This window comes from Wolbachia endosymbiont (group A) of Limnophora tigrina (assembly GCF_964263225.1).
GTDB lineage: Bacteria > Pseudomonadota > Alphaproteobacteria > Rickettsiales > Anaplasmataceae > Wolbachia.
The window spans coordinates 63,251-80,793 of sequence record NZ_OZ181654.1; the positions used below are offsets into that span (position 1 = coordinate 63,251).

Below are 17,543 nucleotides of genomic sequence, written 5' to 3' on the forward strand. Positions count from 1 at the left end.
AGGAGAACACTTATCACAATTGTACCAGTGATAAACTTTAGTTGATATTCTAACTAAACTCAAAATGCAAGGTGGCATCAGACAGGAGTAGAACATCTACTAGAATATCCAAAATCTTCTGAATATGAAGCTTCATTCAGCTCTTTATTTGGTAGTGCTGATAAATCCCCATTACTCATATTTGAAGAAGCAGGGCTATCATTAATTTGTTCAAATACTTCTTCAAGCATCTTTTGTATTTCTTGATCACTTTCTACACAATGCTTAATCAATTCATCAAATCTTCCGCAAATCTCTAGCATAGTACTCCTTGGCATAGTCACATTGTCTTTTTCTCCTATACTCTCTTGAAACAAACTTACCATCTCTGTTATCAAACCCGTACAATCCTTTACAAAGCTGACATAATTTTGATGAGATAATGAAGATTGATCATCTAAACGTGAAATTCCCCTTTTCATAGTAATTTTCTCAGATAGTAACTTTTCGTACTCTTCAGAACAATTTTGATCTTCTTCTTCTAGATCACTTCGCAATTTTTCAAATTCTTTTCTTCCTTGATCAAGATTTCTTTCTAATTCTTTGATCCTATTGAGATACTCAGCTTCTTTCTCTTCCAATTTCTTACATAGTTCTTCTAGATTAATCTCTTCTTGAGTTTTTTCATTTAACTTTTCTTGTAATCGTCTTTTTTCTTCTTCTGAATTACATAATCTAGATTCTAAACTAAAAACTTCCCCCTTTTCTTCTTCCAACAGCACCTCTAACTCTGCTATTTTTTTCTTTTTCTCTTCTAAGTATATTTCCAATTCTGTTATTTTTTGACTTTCTAATTCGTGTGATTGACTTTCTAATCTCTGGATTTCACCATACTTACCATCCAACTCTTTTTGAGTATCATTCAATTTTTGTTTTAATCTTTTATTTTCATTCACTGCTACAGCCACACTGTACTCTAATTGCCTTATTTGATCCTTTAGTCTTTGTACTTCAACATCTAGACCTTCAGCAAATTCTTCTAAATCTTGCTTTTCTTGCACTAATTCAGCTTTTTCTTTACTTAACTTTTGTATCTCTTTTTGCGCTTTCCTTAACTTCTCCTCTAACTTTTCCTTCTCTACTTTTCTCCTTTCAAATTCACTCTCTACCGAATCACTTAGCTGCTTGAGTTTTTGTGTTACTTCAGCCAAAACTTCATCTTTTTCCCTTACCTTTCCATTTAATTCCTCCACCTCTCTCATTTTTTGCTGTAATTGTTCTAATATAGTTTGATTATTTCCAGTTAATCTTGTATTTTCTTTTTCCAATTTATTAATTCTTTCGTTTAAGCTGTCATCTACAACTTGTGCAATTTTGTCTTGCATTTTAGTACTGCCTATTTGAGCTTCTTTGCTGCCAAGCTCAATTTCTTGAGTTGTTTGAATGTTAATATTTCTATTACTATTTTCTATCACAATCTCAGATGATTTATGATTGCCTTTCTCCTTATTTCTAAATTTTATTTGATACAAGAATAAGTTACCTATTTTTACATCTTTATTTGCTTTCAATTGATCATCAGTAACACGATTACGCTCGATAAGTTCTATACCATTAGCATCAGTATTAATTATAATAGTGCACTTTTTTCCGTCCTCATCACACCAATTCAGAGTCATTTCGTATGCACCATCAGTTACAACATAGTGCCTTATTCCTTCTTCAGAGACAAAACCGTGCATTCCATTTTTTCCATTGCTATGCAGAGTTGAAAATCCTGAAATTCCATTATCTTGACAGAAATTACTATTCAAAAACTCACTGACTTTGAATTTGTTTTTATTAGCTCCCAATTTAACTTCTGCACAACTACCATATATTGACACTGTTTCAACACCACTTTCAATATACCCATTCAATACTTTTTTAGCCTTATCTTGAAGCTCTAGTCTCGCCTCCTTTACATTATTGAAATCTTGGATAACGGCTTTATACACTTCATCTTCATTAAAATTGGCATTGTATTTTATTAAAAAAGATAATATGTGAAAACTAGCTACAGCAGTGTGAATTGATTTATTCTTTTCTTTTATCTTACCGAGCAAAAACAAAAACCTTTGAATGAAGTCATGATAATCATCTTTTTGCTCTTCAATTTTATTATTATATGAATTACCAATCATTATTACCTCACAACTAAATAATTAGTATAGTAATACGAATGCTAAGTTACATCAATCAATAAACTTACAGTAAATTTTCCATTCTCAGTTATAAGCTCTGCTTCTGTACTCTCAACCCATTCTATCACTTCAGCATTGCAAACTGACTGCAAATCATGCTGAGCAGAATAATTTAACTCATCCTCTTTTACACTCGCTTTTATCATCAACTTTTGTATAAGATGCTTAACTGATACGTTATTATCTGCTTTTATTTTTCTCACAAGGTTTAATATCTGCACGAAATTATCTCCCATTTCCTCAGAATACTTATCATAGGTAAGTTCTTCCTTGTTAGGCCAATTACTTTTATTGTGAACGGAGTTATAACTATACAACTGATGATATATTTCCTCTGTAATGTATGGCAAAAATGGTGCAAATAACCGCAAAATAATATTGAGTACATATGCCAAACTCTGTTTCGCACTCATGTTTGCCTCGCTGTCCAATGCATCTCCATATGCACGTTTTTTAACTAACTCTAAGTAATTATCACAAAAATCTTTCCAAAAAAATTCTTCTATTGCGCTCAAAGCTTCGCAGTATTCAAACTGTAATAGGTTGTTCGTCGTTTTTTCTATCACTTTATATAATTTGGACAATATCCACTTATCCATCGTCTCACTGATGGAATTTATGCTCAATGCTTGATGTTTTTCCATAAACATGGAAACAAATTTGCTAGCATTCCAAAGTTTCGTAACAAGTCGTTTGCCAATTTTGAAGATATTTTCAGAGTAGACTGTGTCAACTCCAAGTCTTGAGTTTGCTGCCCAATAGCGTACTACGTCAGCTCCATAGGTTTCAAGCATTACATGAGGAGTGATGATATTACCTTTTGATTTACTCATCTTTTTTTTATCATCAGCCAAACACCAACCACTAATCATGATATTTGTCCACGGCAGTGAATCTGCATGATAATGTGCCTTCAAAATCGTATAAAAAGCCCAAGTTCTTATTATCTCATGGCTTTGGCTGCGCAGATCTGCAGGAAATATCTTATCATACCGATGGCTTGGTAAACCGAGCTCACTGTTTACTGCCAGTGCACTTAATTGAGGAGTGATCGCACTTGTTGCCCAAGTATCCATCACATCTTGATCTGGAGTAACTTCTTCTTTAATATACCCTTTCGGCAAATCTTTGAGTGGATCTACAGGTAAATCCTTTACTTCAGCTAGAATGATTTTGCCTTCTTCTCCCTTACGTTTTGAATACCAAACTGGAAATGGTACACCAAAATAACGCTGTCTTGAGATGCACCAATCCCAACTTAGCCCTTCTATCCACACCTCCATACGTTTACGCATAGATTCTGGATACCAATTACATTTACTCACTTTATCTAATACTTGAGTTTTTTGCTCTAAAGTCTTGACAAACCATTGATAAGTAGGTAATATTTCAAGCGGCGCACCAGATCTTTCAGCACATTTAACAGAATGAGAAATGCTAGTGCTTTCTATTAAAAGTCCTTTTCCACTGAGGATTTCAATGATCCTCTTTCTTGCTTCTTTAACTTTTAGTCCATGGATCCCAGTGTCAGCTACTCGGATGACACCGGCATGTGTCTCCTCTGTCACCTGAGTAGCTTGATACTGGGCATCTTTCTCCCCTGTCATCCCAGTGCGTGACACTGGGATCCATTTTTGATCACACACTGCATGCAGGTTTATCCTTCCATCCTGATCAATTATAATTGTCACCGGCAGATTATGCTTTTGCTGCCAATATATGTCGAGCTCATCACCGAATGTACAGCACATAACAAGCCCAGTGCCTTTATCTATTTTGACCTTATCATCAGCTATGATTGGAACTTTTGCCTCTGTAATTGGCACTACGGCTATTTTTCCAATCAGATGGGCATATCGTGCATCTTCTGGATGACAAAAAACTGCAACACATGCAGGAAGTAACTCAGGTCGCGTAGTTGCAATATGAATCTGCTCATTTTTTTCAGTGGAAAAAACTATCGTGTTCAAAGATGACTCAAAGACTTTATCCTCTATTTCCGCTTGCGCAATTGCGGTTTTATCAACTGGGTCCCAAAGAATAGGTTGCATTTTCCTATATATATACCCTTTGTTATATAGATCAACAAACGACGTTTGAGAAAGTGCCACAGCTTCCTTGCTGATCGTGTGATATTCCAAACTCCAATCATAACTAATGCCGACCGATTTAAATAACTCCTTGAATTCTTGCTTTGACTTCTCAATAACTTCATGGCACATCTCTATAAATTTTTCTCTGCCAACTTCTTTTGCACTAACTTTATAGGTTTGCTCAACTAACCTTTCAGTCGGAAGGCCATTATCATCAAAACCAATTGGATAAAACACATCTTTCCCCAGCATACGTTGGAACCTTGCAATAAAATCCGTATGGCAATAGCTAAATATGTGACCGATGTGCAACTTTCCTGATATAGTTGGTGGAGGAGTGTCTATAGTAAAAGTGTTATTCTCTTCACCATTCCATTTATAAACTTTACTCCCTTCCCATAATATGTTGTATTTATTTTCAATTTCTCTAAAGCTGTACTTTTCTTCTAACATAAATATTTTTCAGTTTTAAGCTTTAAGTTAGCACAATTGAGCAAATACAGCAATTTTAATGTCTGACATTTTAGTGTCCCCCTTCGGGGATTGTCTCGCCTTGAGGCGAAGGACAAGTTACAATAGTCGCGTATGCGACGTTATGGGTATAATGCACACTCTAAGTACGATATGAAAGTACACTTGGTATGATATCGCAAAAGGGTGCTAATAGGCCAAATTGCTGTTAGAGTTAGGGAGCTGCTAAGGCAGGTTACTATGGAAAATGAGATCCAAATTATCTCAGGCAAAGTTGCAGTAGATCATATTCATATGTTTATATCATATAAACCACAGCAAAGTGTTAGTAAAATTGTACAACTTTTGAAAGGAACAAGTTCAAGGTTGCTGATGCAAGATTTTGCAAGTCTAAGTAAGCAATTTTGGGGCAGGCACCTTTGGGCACGTGGATATTGAGCCGTAAGTTCTGACAGACGAGGTTATACAAGAGTACATATCTATCCAGGAAGGCGAGCCACTTCATGACAATGATCAATTTCAAATTGATTAAAATTTAACCCTTCACCTTGTAGGTGATGGTTGTTGAGTTTATAATACAAAATTTCTTGATTTTAGTTTTTTATGTATTACACGATAAATTTTTAGTATTGAGGTTTATTATGCCTGATTTTAAATTTTCTGATTTACAAGATCTTGTTAATGCTCTATATGATCCATACTATCTGCCCTCCAACGAAAAAATAAAACTAGCAGAATTGCTTGAGGACGTGTTGGAACTAGAAGTTAAAAAAAGCCCGAAAGAGGCAATAGCTATATTAAAAAGCAAAATAAAAAATGGACTAAAAAGTGAAATGTCGAATGAACTGAAACAAAAAATAGGTAAGCTTGAGCAACTAAAGGCGGAAAATAAAGACTTACAAACTAAAAAGGATAGAGCTGAACGGTTAAATAGATCCTTAGAATATGCAAGGAAGACAGCTCAGAACGAAAATATAGAATTAAAAGCTGAAAAAAATAAACTAAATACTCAAATCCAGCATTCACAGCAAGAAAAGAAAATATTAGAAGTCAAAAATGAAGCAAATAAACAACTAAAAGAAAAAGCAACATACATCGCTACTGCTAGTACTGGTCTTGCTGTTGGGTTAGTAGTGTATATTACACTTGAACATACAACTAAATTGGACATGTGGTTAATCGTTGTTATAGCAACAGTATCTGCATTCTTAGCTGGTGGTTTAATAATGAAACCTAGCTCTCAAGTAAATGGAACACAAGAACCACAAGGAGTAGCAAATAAGAATTCAGTCTAGCTTGATATAGTTTTTTTCATTTCACTGCCTTTCCAAATTTGAAGCAGGTTGTTTGAGCCATAGTACAAAGTAAATATAGTAATTTTACACTAAAATTTTTAGTTTTGTTTCTGTGGGTTAGTTGGTACGAGCCTTGCCTTTAAGAAGATGTAAAATCACAATTATTACGAATAACATTCCACCAATAACTGATATAGCTCCACCCGTAATAAAACAAGCACGTGCTAACATTGATGAAATACTTGGCAAGATCTGCAACTTTTCTTAATGCACCATATCCACCAAGCCAAACAAGTCCAGTAATGTGGAGAAAATGTCCCAAGCTATATGCATAAATCTGTAATCTTACTATGGAGCTTTTTATTTCTTTACAGCCCAATTTTGGTAACAGCCAGTAGACAAAATTCATAAAAGCTATAGTAATACCAACCACAGAACCGTGATAATGCGCAGGGATAGTGACATTTCCTTCAATAGTTAGCACTCCAAGCACACCTCCATAAATGAACAATACAAACGAGTGGAGAAGATAATTGCCCTTATCATTGAGCAGAGTTTTTATGTTGCAATACACTAATATTGTTAAAAAGCACGGCAGAACTGCTCCAGCAATTCTCATATGCCAGGTAAAAAACTGTATCAATTCAGCACTATCCGCCGAATAAATAAAGTATATAAACGGCGCACCTACGGTCAAAACTGTGTTTATAAATAGTGGTAAAATGGTAATTTTATTTAGACTAATATAGCGAGCATTCAGTATGATCAAATAAACTAAAAACATTGCTTGAGCAAAGGCAAACTGCAGTAAATGTCCGCCTCCCCAAAAGAGATATTCATAAAATAAATTCTTGTCTGAGTGATATAGACCTGGAGGCATATTTTTATGTGCTAAAACAACACAAAGAAATGATGACACAAGTATAATGACCAGGCCAATTTGTCCGATTGAAAGATATGAGTCTTGTTTATTTGATATGTAGGCTAGAGCTGTATTTATCAATATGCTGGTAATGAAAAGACTGAGTCCAAGTAAAAATAATTTGTTTTGTAATACAGGTATATAGTTACTTTTGATAACTTCAGTATTTGGAACAAATGCAGATATAAACATTAGCAGCATGGAAAGGATTGAGAGAATCCATGAGAAGTTAAACCAATGATTGGTGTTTTTTAAGTTTATGATGAAGAGCAGAGATATTATAGAGCACATCCATACCAAAATTGACAAATTTACGTGTATCACCAGTGCATTATCAAAGATATATTGTGCAGAAGGAATGAGAGAAGAAATAAAAGGCAATCGTAGAAAAATAACAATTATTGACAGCAGTCCAGAACAAGCAAGAGCAAGTACTGCCAAGAATATCCATTGCCTGCAAAGTGAAGCGTTATTTTGTATGTTGAGCATTTACTTTTAGGTACTATAGCATAAGACAATGTACATTTTTCAAATTGATATGCATAGTTTAAATGAATGACATTACAACAATATCTTTCATCGTGAAAATGCTGCGTCCATTTCCATTTCATATTATGGTAATATTACTGACAGCGTTAGTCTGGGCTATCGAAATGTGTTTTAATCAATACTTGATAAAAATTATTACAGTAAGAGAATCTTTACATAATGGCATGACATTACGTTAATGCTTTTGATCCACAATTAAGAACATTTTCGTTGTGATTTACGTTTCTAGTATGTATATTAATGAATCTTGTTTTCACTAAATAATGAAAATAATAATTGTCATGATAATGTTATTGTATAGTAACTATACAATGGCAAGCGAACGAATAAGTTTAGTAGATAAAAAATTATCTCAAGGATATGTAGCTCCAATACTTACAGAAAATAGCGTTATTTTACCAGACAAGCACGGTACCTTATATTCCTTTGATATCGATAACCCAAGAGTTATAAATTGGAAATTATACCTCTCAAGTAGGAAAAAAATTGGTAATATGAGTTTATCGAGCTACAAAGAAAATGTTTTCTTTGTAGTGGATAACATTCTACACACAATAGATGCGAAAACAGGGGAGATTCAATGGGAAAAAGAATTAAGAGCTCCGGCAAGAGGGAAAGCAATAGTAATAAACAATAAGTTGGTAGTATTGACTATTGATAACTATCTACATGTATTTGATATAAAAGATGGCAGCCCCATTTGGGCTTATCAAAATGGTATAAATGAGGTTCGAGGTTTATATTCCATCTCACCAGCAGTCTCTAATGATAAAATAATGGCACCATTTTCAAATGGCGAGTTAATAGCTTTTAATGAAGAAGGTAAAAAACTATGGAGCCAAAAATTAGCTACAAATCTTTTAGACACACAGCTTACAGATGTAACTACTACACCTAGAGTACACGATAATATCTTAATAGCTACGAGCAACTCTTATATTTATAGCATTGACGTAAACTCAGGAAATATTTTATGGTCAAGGCCACTACAAGTAAAAAGTATATCAAACATTGAGTCATATTATAGCCCTCTTATTCCTGCAGAGAAACAAAAAGAAGGCGGAAGAATTTTCATGGTGACTAAAGATAATAAGGTAATTGGCATCGACATACAAAGTGGAAAAACAGTTTGGACATCTGATTTTATAGAGAATGTGCAATTGTTTGTTCCAATTATGTATGCCCATACGCTTTGGGTAACAAGTAATAAAGGTTCAATATTTGCTTTTCCTGGATCTGAAAGTACAGGAAGGGTAATTAAAATACCCGGTAATGTGTTTCATGCTCCAGTATTTACCCATGGTAAGATGTATATAACGACTGAAGGAAATGGTGTTTATTCTTTAGAAAATAGGTTTGTTTTTTATGACTGATTATGATTTGATTATTATAGGTGGTGGTCCAGGTGGTTACAAATGCGCTATTGCTGCTGCAAAACTTGGACTCAAAGTTGCTTGTATAGACAAAAATAGCATTTTTGGTGGCACGTGTTTGCGAGTTGGGTGTATACCATCAAAAGCATTACTCCATTCCTCTTATCAGTATGCTAGCGCGAAAAATAATCTATCAAAACTTGGCATAAAAGTTAAGGATGTAAGTCTCGATTTGAGAGAAATGATAGGCTATAAAGACGCTAGAGTTCAGGAACTTGGAAAAGGCATAGAATATCTGTTTAACCTTTACAAAATTACTAAGATCAATGGACTTGGAAAAATTACTTCTTTTGATCAAGGCAACCTTGAAGTTTCAGTTGAAGGTAAGGTGCTGAAGACAAAAAATATAGTAATTGCAACCGGTTCTGACGTTATTTCTTTGCCAGGAATTAATATCGATGAGAAAAGTATTATTTCATCAACTGGTGCATTGTCTTTAACTGAAGTACCAAAAAAACTTGTCGTAATCGGAGCCGGGGCAATAGGGCTTGAAATGTCTTCTGTATGGAGGAGGCTAGGGTCTGAAGTCACTGTAGTAGAATTTTTTGACAGAATCGCTGCAGCAATGGATGGAGAATTAAGTAAGTCTCTACTTTCTAGTCTACAAAAACAAGGAATAAAATTTTTACTTAGCACTAAAGTTGAGGGAATAAAACAAAGTAGTAACTCTTTGAGTGTGAAAGTTTGCTCTGTAAAAGATAATCAAACAAATACTATAGAGGCGGATAAGGTATTGGTGGCAGCAGGACGCAAACCATGCTCTGAGGGTCTTGAAAAAATAGAAAAAGACAGTCGTGGCTTTATTAAAGTCAACAATAGTTATGAAACCAACGTAAAAGGAATATTTGCTATTGGTGATGTGATTGGTGGAGCAATGCTTGCTCACAAAGCTGAGGAAGAAGGGGTGGCAGTTGCAGAGATACTAGCAAGGCAATTGCCTCACGTTGATTATGAAATCATACCGTCAGTCATTTACACCCACCCTGCAGTTTCTTCAATCGGTAAAACTGAAGAAGAACTAAAAAGTGCTGGTCGAAAGTATAAAGTTGGTAAATGTCAATTTGCTGCAAACGGTAGAGCAAAAGTCACTGACGATGCTGAGGGATTCGTGAAAGTTCTGACTTGTAGCAAAGCAGATACAATACTCGGTGTACATATCATAGGAGCATACGCTGATACGCTAATCAATGAAGCAGCGGTTGCAATGGCATATGGTGCAGCAGCAGAGGATATATACAGAATTTGTCACTCTCATCCTGATATAAATGAAGCCTTTAGGGATGCGTGCATCGATGCTTTCTTTAAAAAGTAACTGTGGACCTCGGTTCAATCATTGAAAAATGGTATGATTGGCTAAAGTACAACAGGTCTTACTCACCAAACACTTTGGAGTCATACATGAGGGACCTCAAAGATCTTATAAATTTCCTAAATACTCACATTGGTGAAGAAGTAAATGTTGGCTCTTTAGAAAAATTAAGCATACCTGAACTGAGAAGTTGGTTTACCTCTCGTTATGCAAGAGGTGTAAATGCGAGATCTAACACTCGCGCATTGTCAGTAATCAGAAATTTTTTCAAATATATAAAAAACAATTATGAAATAAATAATGAAGCGGTATTTTCTTTATCAAGGCCAATTCAGAGAAGAACTCTACCTAAAGCACTTTCAATATCTAACATAGAAACTCTATTGAAAGAAATGAAATTGCCTGATCTAGGCGAGCCTTGGGTGGTAAAAAGAGAAATTGCAATTGTCGTTCTGCTATATGGTACGGGCTTAAGAATCACTGAAGCACTGAATCTTAAGGTTAGTGATATTAGCAATGAAAGTTTAATAGTAACAGGTAAGGGAGATAAACAAAGGCAGGTATTTATTCTTCCAGTAGTAAAAAAGTGTATACAAAAATATATAAAAGCTTGTCCCCACTTTGACGAAGCGGGACATCTTTTTGTGGGGGTAAGAGGAAAAAAATTGGGAAGAACTTATGTTGCTAATCGTTTGCAAAAAATAAGAAGATTTTTAAACTTACCAGAAATTTTATCTCCACATGCATTTCGCCATAGTTTTGCTACTCATTTGCTTCAGGAAGATATTGACATAAGATCAATACAACAGCTGCTTGGCCACTCAAGCCTTGAAACTACTCAAGTTTACACTCACCTAAATTATCAAGATGTCTTCAATATGTATAAAAACTTTCAGAAGAGTTTGAATAAAAAATCGAAATCTTAACTTCGTCTTAAATCGATAATATTGCCGAACTGAGTGCTTGCAACATCATTCAGTACTATACTTGCTTTATATAAGCAATAGTGACCAGCAGAGAAGAAAGCAAAAACGTTTTGCAAAAGGTTATGAATGAAAGAGAATAGACAGCAGAATTTAAATTAGAAGCTATGTAAAGAAACAAGTCAAGCAAATAGCAAAAGATCTGGGACCGTACACCTAGGCACTCAATTTTAATTTTTCACTCAAAACCAAGTTTACGACATCAGGGCTGGCTTTTCCTTTGGTGGATTTCATGACTTCACCAACAAAGAACCCATACAATCTTGTTTTACCACCCTTATATTCTTGAACTTTATCTTGGTTGTCATTGATGATTTTATCTATTACCTCTGAGATTTGACATGTGTCAGTTATTTGCTTGAGATTCTGCTCTTCTATAATAAGGGATGCAGGCTTTCCAGTTTCAAACATAATATCAAAAACTTGTTTACCAAGTTTAGCAGAGATCGTTCCATCGACGATAAAGTCGAGGAGTTCGGATAAAGCATCTGCTTTAATTGGAGAGCTAACAATATCAATATTTGTTTTATTTAAACGACCGAAAAGCTCGACGGTTAACCAGGTAACTGCAATCTTTGAATCATGCTTTTTTGCTAATTTTTCAAAATAATCGGCAATTTCTTTATCAGAAGTGATAACGTCTGCATCATATTCATTGATACCTAATTCCTCTATGTATCGAATTTTTTTTTGATCTGGCAACTCGGGTAAAGATGATTTAATAGAATCAATTTTGTCTTGGCTTATTTCAACAGGTAGCAAATCAGGTTCAGGGAAATATCTATAGTCACTTGAATCTTCTTTGCTTCTCATCACTTTTGTTTTTCCTAAAGTGACATCAAACAATAAGGTATCTTGACTTATTTCTCCTCCGCTTTCCAAAATTTTGATCTGCCTTTGTGCTTCATAATCTATAGCTTGTACAATATAACGTATTGAATTTAAGTTTTTTATTTCACAACGAGTGCCAAATGTGCTACTACCCTTTGGGCGAACAGAAACATTTGCATCACAGCGAAGTGACCCCTTTTCCATATCACCATCACATGAACCGATGTAACGCAAAATCTGCCTCAATTTTTTCATGAATTCTGCAGCTTCTGCAGATGAACGAAGATCTGGCTCTGAAACAATTTCCATTAAAGCAACACCTGCACGATTTAAATCTACGTAAGTTTTGCTTTCTTCATGAATACTCTTTCCTGCATCTTGCTCTAAGTGAATTCTTGCGATTCTTATTTCTTTTTCATTATTATTGATAAACACTTTACCATTTTTAACTATCGGCTCAAAGAACTGGGTTATTTGGTAACCTTGTGGTAAATCGGGATAAAAATAATTTTTACGATCAAAGTAAGAGCACTTATTAATTTCTGCAGAAAGTGCAAGACCGGTACATATTGCTTGCTCTATGCAGAAATAATTTAATATTGGCAATGTACCTGGCATTGCTGCATCAACTAGAGAAACTTGAGTATTGTGCTCAGTGCCAAATTCCGTTAGTGAACTAGAAAATAGCTTTGTCTTAGAAGAAACCTGAGCGTGTACCTCAAGTCCAATTACTGTCTCCCAGTTTTCTTTTGTCATGTATTTTATTCAATTAATAACTTTATATTCTGCAAACTAGCACAAAAAGTCAAATAAAACTCATTTAACCTATGATCCAAGAGCGGTGTATATCAATAATATAAGAGTTACTACAGTTTCTATTGACTAGGCTGTTATATAATAAAGTTAAGTGCTGCCAAAAAATATCTATAGTAGGCCAAAACATAATTTTGATGGCAACTGATTAGCTAACAAATTTATAAACATCAGTATATAGTTCATCAATGCCTGGCTCTTTACTATTTTTAGCAAAATCTTCTGACTTTTTTACTAAATCTCGTATTTCCTTATCAATAGCTTTGCATTCTTCATCAGAAGCGATTTTATTGTCTGTTATATACTGCTTTAGGGTGCTTATAGGATCATGATTTTGCTTCATATCTTCAACTTCTTCTTTTGAGCGATAAGTAGCAGGATCTGACATTGAATGTCCACGATATCGATATGTCTTCATTTCAAGCAAGAGAGGTCCTTTTCCCCCACGTACGTGCTCAGCTATTTCACTTGTTAACTCATAGACAGAGAAAAAATCCATTCCATCAACTTGTTTTCCAGGAATACCAAAACTCTCTCCTCTTTTATATAGTTCAGTTACTAAAGTTGATCTTTGTACAGAAGTTCCCATTGCGTATTCGTTATTTTCTATGATATAAACCACAGGTAACTTCCACAAAGATGCCATATTAAATGATTCATATACTTGTCCTTGATTTGCAGCACCGTCACCAAAATATGTGAATACAACGTTATCTTTTTTCTTGTATTTATTAGCAAATGCTATTCCTGTGCCAATTGGGACTTGTGCACCTACTATTCCATGTCCACCAAAGAAATTTTTTTCAACATCAAATATGTGCATGGAGCCACCTTTGCCTTTTGAACACCCTGTTTCTTTGCCGGTTAGTTCTGCCATCACAACATTCGGATCAGAATTACATGCAAGCATTAAGCCATGGTCTCTATAGCTTGTGATAAAAGCATCACCAGATTTTGATGCAGCTTGAGTCCCAACTGCAACTGCTTCTTGCCCTATTGATAAGTGACAGAATCCGCCTATTAATCCCATTCCGTATAATTGTCCTGCTTTTTCCTCAAATCTGCGTATGAGAAGCATTTTTCTGTAGAATCCAATCACCTGTTCTTTAGTGAAATTTTCTGCTTTCATATTGACTTTCTTTTATTAAATTGAGATCATACCAGAAATTTTTAACATTTTATAATACTATCTATATGGACTACTATCACTGGCTTGAAGCTTTTCACGTTATCTCTGTAATTATGTGGGTGGCAGGTATGCTCTATTTGCCAAGGCTTTATGTTTACCATGCATCTGTAAAACCAGGGTCAGAAAATGACAGCTTACTTCAAATAATGGAGAAGAGACTCCTTAGATATATCATAAACCCTGCAATGCTTTTCTCCCTTAGTTTTGGAGTTATGCTAATGATTATTAGGGAACCATATCACGAAGGGTGGTTTCATGTAAAAGCGCTAGCATTATTCTTAATGTTTGCTATTCATGTCCTACTTGCAAAGCATAGGAAAAATTTTGTAGTGGGCTTGAATAAGAAAACTCACGTTTATTTTCGTGTTTTAAACGAAGCAGTAACAGTGTTAATAATAATTATAGTTATTATGGTTATTGTAAAACCTTTTTGATTTTCTAGCCTAATGCTGAACCATTCAATAGAGTATAAGAATTGTTACTAAATAGTTTATTCTGATGTTCCATAGTCTAAGTAGAGTACTTAAGATATAGATTCTTTGTTTTTGTGTGTTATCCTGATTAACAAGAATTCGCAGTAGTATTATAATGAGTAAGTTAAAAAAGCTTAGTGCTGGACTTTCTTTGACAGGCCTGATTGGTAGTGATGATATAGATATGCAAAGGGCAGGAAATAGAAAGAAGAAATATCAATTTTTGGATAAGACGTTCGCATGGATTGATGCGATGATAAATTTTATTTTTAAACGTGAGAGTAATAACGCAAATGAAGTCCTAAAAGTCACATGGGGACCACTATTTTTTGGTTTAGTGGTGATATTCATCTTTTTTGGAATAGGTGGTATTTGGTCGGCTATAGCTCCAATTGACGGAGCAGTGCATGCAAGTGGAGAAGTTATTGTCTCTTCAAATAGAAAAATAGTGCAACACTTGGGTGGGGGAATAATAAGCAAAATTTTAGTAAAAGAAGGTCAAACAGTTAAAAAAGATGAGCCTTTAGTTTTATTAAGTGATGTTAACGAAAAGGCAAATTTGAGTATAATTAAAGAAAAACTCTTATCACTTTTGGCAACTGAAGCAAGACTTATTGCAATTAGGGGAGACTTAGATACGCTAGAATTTTCTGATGAGGTTAAAAGATTATCTAACGATGAACTTGTAAATAAAGCGATAAAGAATCAGGTAAAGTTGTTCAGCTCTCAGAGAAAGAGTATATTAGGAAAAACTGACATACTGCAACAACGTATAAAGCAGTTAAATGATGAATTAGCAGGGCTAAATTTTCAACTAAATGCAGCCCATAAGCAATATGACTTGATAACTGAGGAGTTAGAAACAAAAAGACAATTACTTGATAGTGGCCATATAAGCAAACCACACATTTTAGCTTTAGAAAAACAGTTTGCTGAAATTGAGGGTAGAGTTGGACATTACCGTTCTGCAATATCTCAAGTACAGCAAAAGATTGGAGAAAATGAGTTAGAGATTATAAATGTGAAGAATGATGCTCAAGAAAGAGCAAATGCTGAGCTTAAGGAAGTTAATACATCTATTGCAGACTTAAAAGAGAGGCTGATGGTTGCTGAAGATTCGTTAGCACGTACAATAATTAAATCACCTCAAGATGGTATAGTTACAGATATAAGATACCACACTGAAGGTGGTGTTATACAATCTGGAGTTCCAATCATGAGTATAGTACCATCAGATGATGATCTAATAATAGATGCTAAAGTTCTAACCAGAAACATAGAAGAGATACTATCAGCAAAAAAGAAAGATAGCAATATAGTCTCTATCGACGGACTAGAAGGGCTAAAAGTTAAAGTAAGGCTGAGCGCTTATAGTGCACGTCGCTTAAGTTTAATTAACGGTATAGTAAACCATATTTCCCCTGATGCTCTTGATGATCCAAGGATGGGGCGTTATTATTCAGTGCGAGTGGTGATACCAAAATCAGAACTTGCTCAATTTAAAAACGTATACCTATATCCTGGTATGCCAGCAGAAGTATATATAGTTACTCAATCCCGCACTCTTTTATCGTTCTTGTTTACACCTATAATTGCAACATTCGATAGATCTTTCATAGAGAGATAATTTATTTTGCTTTTCTAAAAAATTTGTTTACAGAGTTTGATATGCAAAAAAATTTACACACAAGTAGTGTATTATTTTATAATTATTTTCTATAATATGTAAATCTTTAATTTAAGATGCAAATGCTAACGTAAACATTAAAGGTTAATTAGTAAACTCAGCTGTATAATAGAATTAAAGGAATTAGTAAGATTTTTACCTCAATGAATTATAAATAGGCAAACTTACCTAAAGTTTAATAGTGTCTGTTACTGCTTTTAGGTGTGAGGCTAGAGGGTTATTAGCAATAACAGACACTATTAAACTTATTATAGAACTTCCTTAAAGTAAATACTTAACTTAAAATATTATAATATTTTAACTTAAAATAGATTCATGTAAATGCTTTTTCCTCAAGTTAGTATCGTATTAGTATATTTATTAAATGCTAAAAAAACATTAATCATCATTTACTTTTGATTCAATATTTAGCAAAACACTTGTGTACATTCTATAATTTCTGTTTGCATAGTAAGTGTATATATATTATTATACAGTTAGTTTTACAGCAAAAAATATGGTGAAGTTATTTGCATTATTGATAATCTTTTACTCAAACATATCAATTGCTTCTGCTCCTACTTCTTGGCAATTTGGATTTCCTGCGCCTGCAACTGAGATAATGGAGGCTGTAGTTAAGTCACATTCGTTTGTGATGAGTGTAATGATTGCAATTATGCTTTTTGTATGGGCCCTGCTTGCTTATGTAGTATTTCGCTTTCGTAAGAGCAAAGTGAAAAATGTCAGTAAAATAACTCATAATATCTTTGTAGAAATTATCTGGTTTGTTATACCAACGATTATTGTTGGGGTATTGGCTTTTAAAAATGCTGAATTAATTAAACTACAGGAGAAAGTGCCAAAAGCTGACATAACACTAAAAGTTATTGGTCATCAATGGTATTGGAGTTACCAGTACCCAGAATATCAAGGTATTTCATTTGACAGCTATATAAAAGGAAAAGAAGACTTTACCGAAAGAGATTTAAAACTATTCTCTGTTGATAATAACGTTATTTTACCTATCAATACTAATATTCGTTTACAAGTGACAGCAGGAGATGTAATACATAGCTGGGGAATACCGGCTTTTGGTATAAAAATTGATGCAATACCAGGTAGACTGAATGAAGCATGGTTTAACGTTACAAAGCCCGGTATTTATTATGGGCAATGTTATGAACTATGTGGTCAAGGTCATGGATTTATGCCAATTGTTGTTGAAGCAGTGAGTAAAGAAGATTTTAATAAGTGGATTGAAGATAAAAAATTAGTAAGTTAAGTTTGGAGTATA

General features: G+C 34.3%; 13 protein-coding genes and 1 pseudogene. 9 read left to right on the plus strand and 5 right to left on the minus strand.

Translation table 11 applies throughout. From position 1 onward, the window contains the following. Positions 1 to 77 precede the first annotated feature (77 nt). The gene (locus tag ACE38P_RS00330; RefSeq protein ID WP_374699309.1) at positions 78 to 2,162 is read right to left on the minus strand and encodes a hypothetical protein; all 2,085 of its coding nucleotides are present in this window, start codon (positions 2,160 to 2,162) and stop codon (positions 78 to 80) included. A 41-nt stretch (positions 2,163 to 2,203) separates the two neighbouring features. Beyond that, positions 2,204 to 4,768: a valine--tRNA ligase gene (locus ACE38P_RS00335; protein ID WP_374699310.1), complete on the minus strand. Its 2,565-nt coding sequence runs from the start codon at positions 4,766 to 4,768 to the stop codon at positions 2,204 to 2,206. Positions 4,769 to 4,972: 204 nt separating this feature from the next. Between ACE38P_RS00335 and tnpA the strand changes: the two genes are divergently transcribed. Together tnpA and ACE38P_RS00345 are read left to right on the plus strand one after the other, a co-directional pair. Further along, a complete protein-coding gene (gene tnpA / locus ACE38P_RS00340) occupies positions 4,973 to 5,224 on the plus strand; it encodes an IS200/IS605 family transposase (RefSeq protein ID WP_264375610.1) in 252 nt (83 codons plus the stop codon). A 203-nt stretch (positions 5,225 to 5,427) separates the two neighbouring features. Beyond that, positions 5,428 to 6,081, plus strand: coding sequence for a hypothetical protein (locus tag ACE38P_RS00345; protein ID WP_264730738.1), 654 nt, complete (start codon positions 5,428 to 5,430; stop codon positions 6,079 to 6,081). Between the two features lie 117 nt (positions 6,082 to 6,198). Here ACE38P_RS00345 and ACE38P_RS00350 read toward each other — a convergent pair. Further along, positions 6,199 to 7,414, minus strand: a pseudogene (locus ACE38P_RS00350) (cbb3-type cytochrome c oxidase subunit I). Here ACE38P_RS00350 and ACE38P_RS00355 point away from each other — a divergent pair. The 4 genes from ACE38P_RS00355 to ACE38P_RS00370 all read left to right on the plus strand — a co-directional run bounded on the left by ACE38P_RS00355 (position 7,362) and on the right by ACE38P_RS00370 (position 11,220). Continuing rightward, positions 7,362 to 7,502 carry a hypothetical protein gene (locus ACE38P_RS00355; RefSeq protein ID WP_237398596.1) on the plus strand — a complete coding sequence of 47 codons (141 nt, stop codon included), beginning with the start codon at positions 7,362 to 7,364 and terminating at the stop codon, positions 7,500 to 7,502. The pseudogene ACE38P_RS00350 and the gene ACE38P_RS00355 overlap by 53 nt on opposite strands. 313 nt (positions 7,503 to 7,815) lie before the next feature. Next, on the plus strand, positions 7,816 to 8,925 hold the full coding sequence (locus tag ACE38P_RS00360; RefSeq protein WP_264687145.1) for a PQQ-binding-like beta-propeller repeat protein: 1,110 nt from the start codon (positions 7,816 to 7,818) through the stop codon (positions 8,923 to 8,925). Next, on the plus strand, positions 8,918 to 10,297 hold the full coding sequence (gene lpdA, locus ACE38P_RS00365; protein ID WP_010401379.1) for a dihydrolipoyl dehydrogenase: 1,380 nt from the start codon (positions 8,918 to 8,920) through the stop codon (positions 10,295 to 10,297). Before ACE38P_RS00360 ends, lpdA begins: the two co-directional genes overlap by 8 nt. Positions 10,298 to 10,299: 2 nt before the next feature. Continuing rightward, positions 10,300 to 11,220 (plus strand): tyrosine recombinase XerC, encoded by a 921-nt coding sequence (locus tag ACE38P_RS00370; protein WP_026092663.1) that lies wholly within the window; start codon positions 10,300 to 10,302, stop codon positions 11,218 to 11,220. Positions 11,221 to 11,433: 213 nt separating this feature from the next. Here ACE38P_RS00370 and gatB read toward each other — a convergent pair whose 3' ends face one another. Next, positions 11,434 to 12,864, minus strand: coding sequence for an Asp-tRNA(Asn)/Glu-tRNA(Gln) amidotransferase subunit GatB (gene gatB / locus ACE38P_RS00375; RefSeq protein ID WP_280143182.1), 1,431 nt, complete (start codon positions 12,862 to 12,864; stop codon positions 11,434 to 11,436). Positions 12,865 to 13,069: 205 nt separating this feature from the next. Continuing rightward, positions 13,070 to 14,050 (minus strand): pyruvate dehydrogenase (acetyl-transferring) E1 component subunit alpha, encoded by a 981-nt coding sequence (pdhA, locus tag ACE38P_RS00380; protein ID WP_010401363.1) that lies wholly within the window; start codon positions 14,048 to 14,050, stop codon positions 13,070 to 13,072. Positions 14,051 to 14,115: 65 nt separating this feature from the next. On the opposite strand from pdhA, the gene hemJ reads away from it, so the two are divergent. The 3 genes from hemJ (at position 14,116) to coxB (ending at position 17,531) form a co-directional block, all read left to right on the plus strand. Then, on the plus strand, positions 14,116 to 14,544 hold the full coding sequence (gene hemJ / locus ACE38P_RS00385) for a protoporphyrinogen oxidase HemJ (RefSeq protein WP_374699311.1): 429 nt from the start codon (positions 14,116 to 14,118) through the stop codon (positions 14,542 to 14,544). 154 nt (positions 14,545 to 14,698) lie between these two features. Continuing rightward, entirely contained in the window at positions 14,699 to 16,210 is a 1,512-nt protein-coding gene (locus ACE38P_RS00390) for an HlyD family type I secretion periplasmic adaptor subunit (RefSeq protein WP_374699312.1), read from the plus strand. Positions 16,211 to 16,766: 556 nt separating this feature from the next. After that, the gene (coxB, locus tag ACE38P_RS00395; protein WP_374699313.1) at positions 16,767 to 17,531 is read left to right on the plus strand and encodes a cytochrome c oxidase subunit II; all 765 of its coding nucleotides are present in this window, start codon (positions 16,767 to 16,769) and stop codon (positions 17,529 to 17,531) included. The last annotated feature ends 12 nt before the right edge of the window (positions 17,532 to 17,543 follow it).

Bases quoted from the DNA above. Each gene is read 5' to 3' on its own strand.
- ACE38P_RS00335 (WP_374699310.1), bottom strand. From the start codon at position 4,768: ATGTTAGAAGAAAAGTACAGCTTTAGAGAAATTGAAAATAAATACAAC.
- ACE38P_RS00345 (WP_264730738.1), top strand. From the start codon at position 5,428: ATGCCTGATTTTAAATTTTCTGATTTACAAGATCTTGTTAATGCTCTA.
- hemJ (WP_374699311.1), top strand. From the start codon at position 14,116: ATGGACTACTATCACTGGCTTGAAGCTTTTCACGTTATCTCTGTAATT.
- ACE38P_RS00390 (WP_374699312.1), top strand. From the start codon at position 14,699: ATGAGTAAGTTAAAAAAGCTTAGTGCTGGACTTTCTTTGACAGGCCTG.
- gatB (WP_280143182.1), bottom strand. From the start codon at position 12,864: ATGACAAAAGAAAACTGGGAGACAGTAATTGGACTTGAGGTACACGCT.
- pdhA (WP_010401363.1), bottom strand. From the start codon at position 14,050: ATGAAAGCAGAAAATTTCACTAAAGAACAGGTGATTGGATTCTACAGA.
- lpdA (WP_010401379.1), top strand. From the start codon at position 8,918: ATGACTGATTATGATTTGATTATTATAGGTGGTGGTCCAGGTGGTTAC.
- ACE38P_RS00355 (WP_237398596.1), top strand. From the start codon at position 7,362: ATGAGAGAAGAAATAAAAGGCAATCGTAGAAAAATAACAATTATTGAC.
- ACE38P_RS00330 (WP_374699309.1), bottom strand. From the start codon at position 2,162: ATGATTGGTAATTCATATAATAATAAAATTGAAGAGCAAAAAGATGAT.
- ACE38P_RS00360 (WP_264687145.1), top strand. From the start codon at position 7,816: ATGAAAATAATAATTGTCATGATAATGTTATTGTATAGTAACTATACA.
- coxB (WP_374699313.1), top strand. From the start codon at position 16,767: ATGGTGAAGTTATTTGCATTATTGATAATCTTTTACTCAAACATATCA.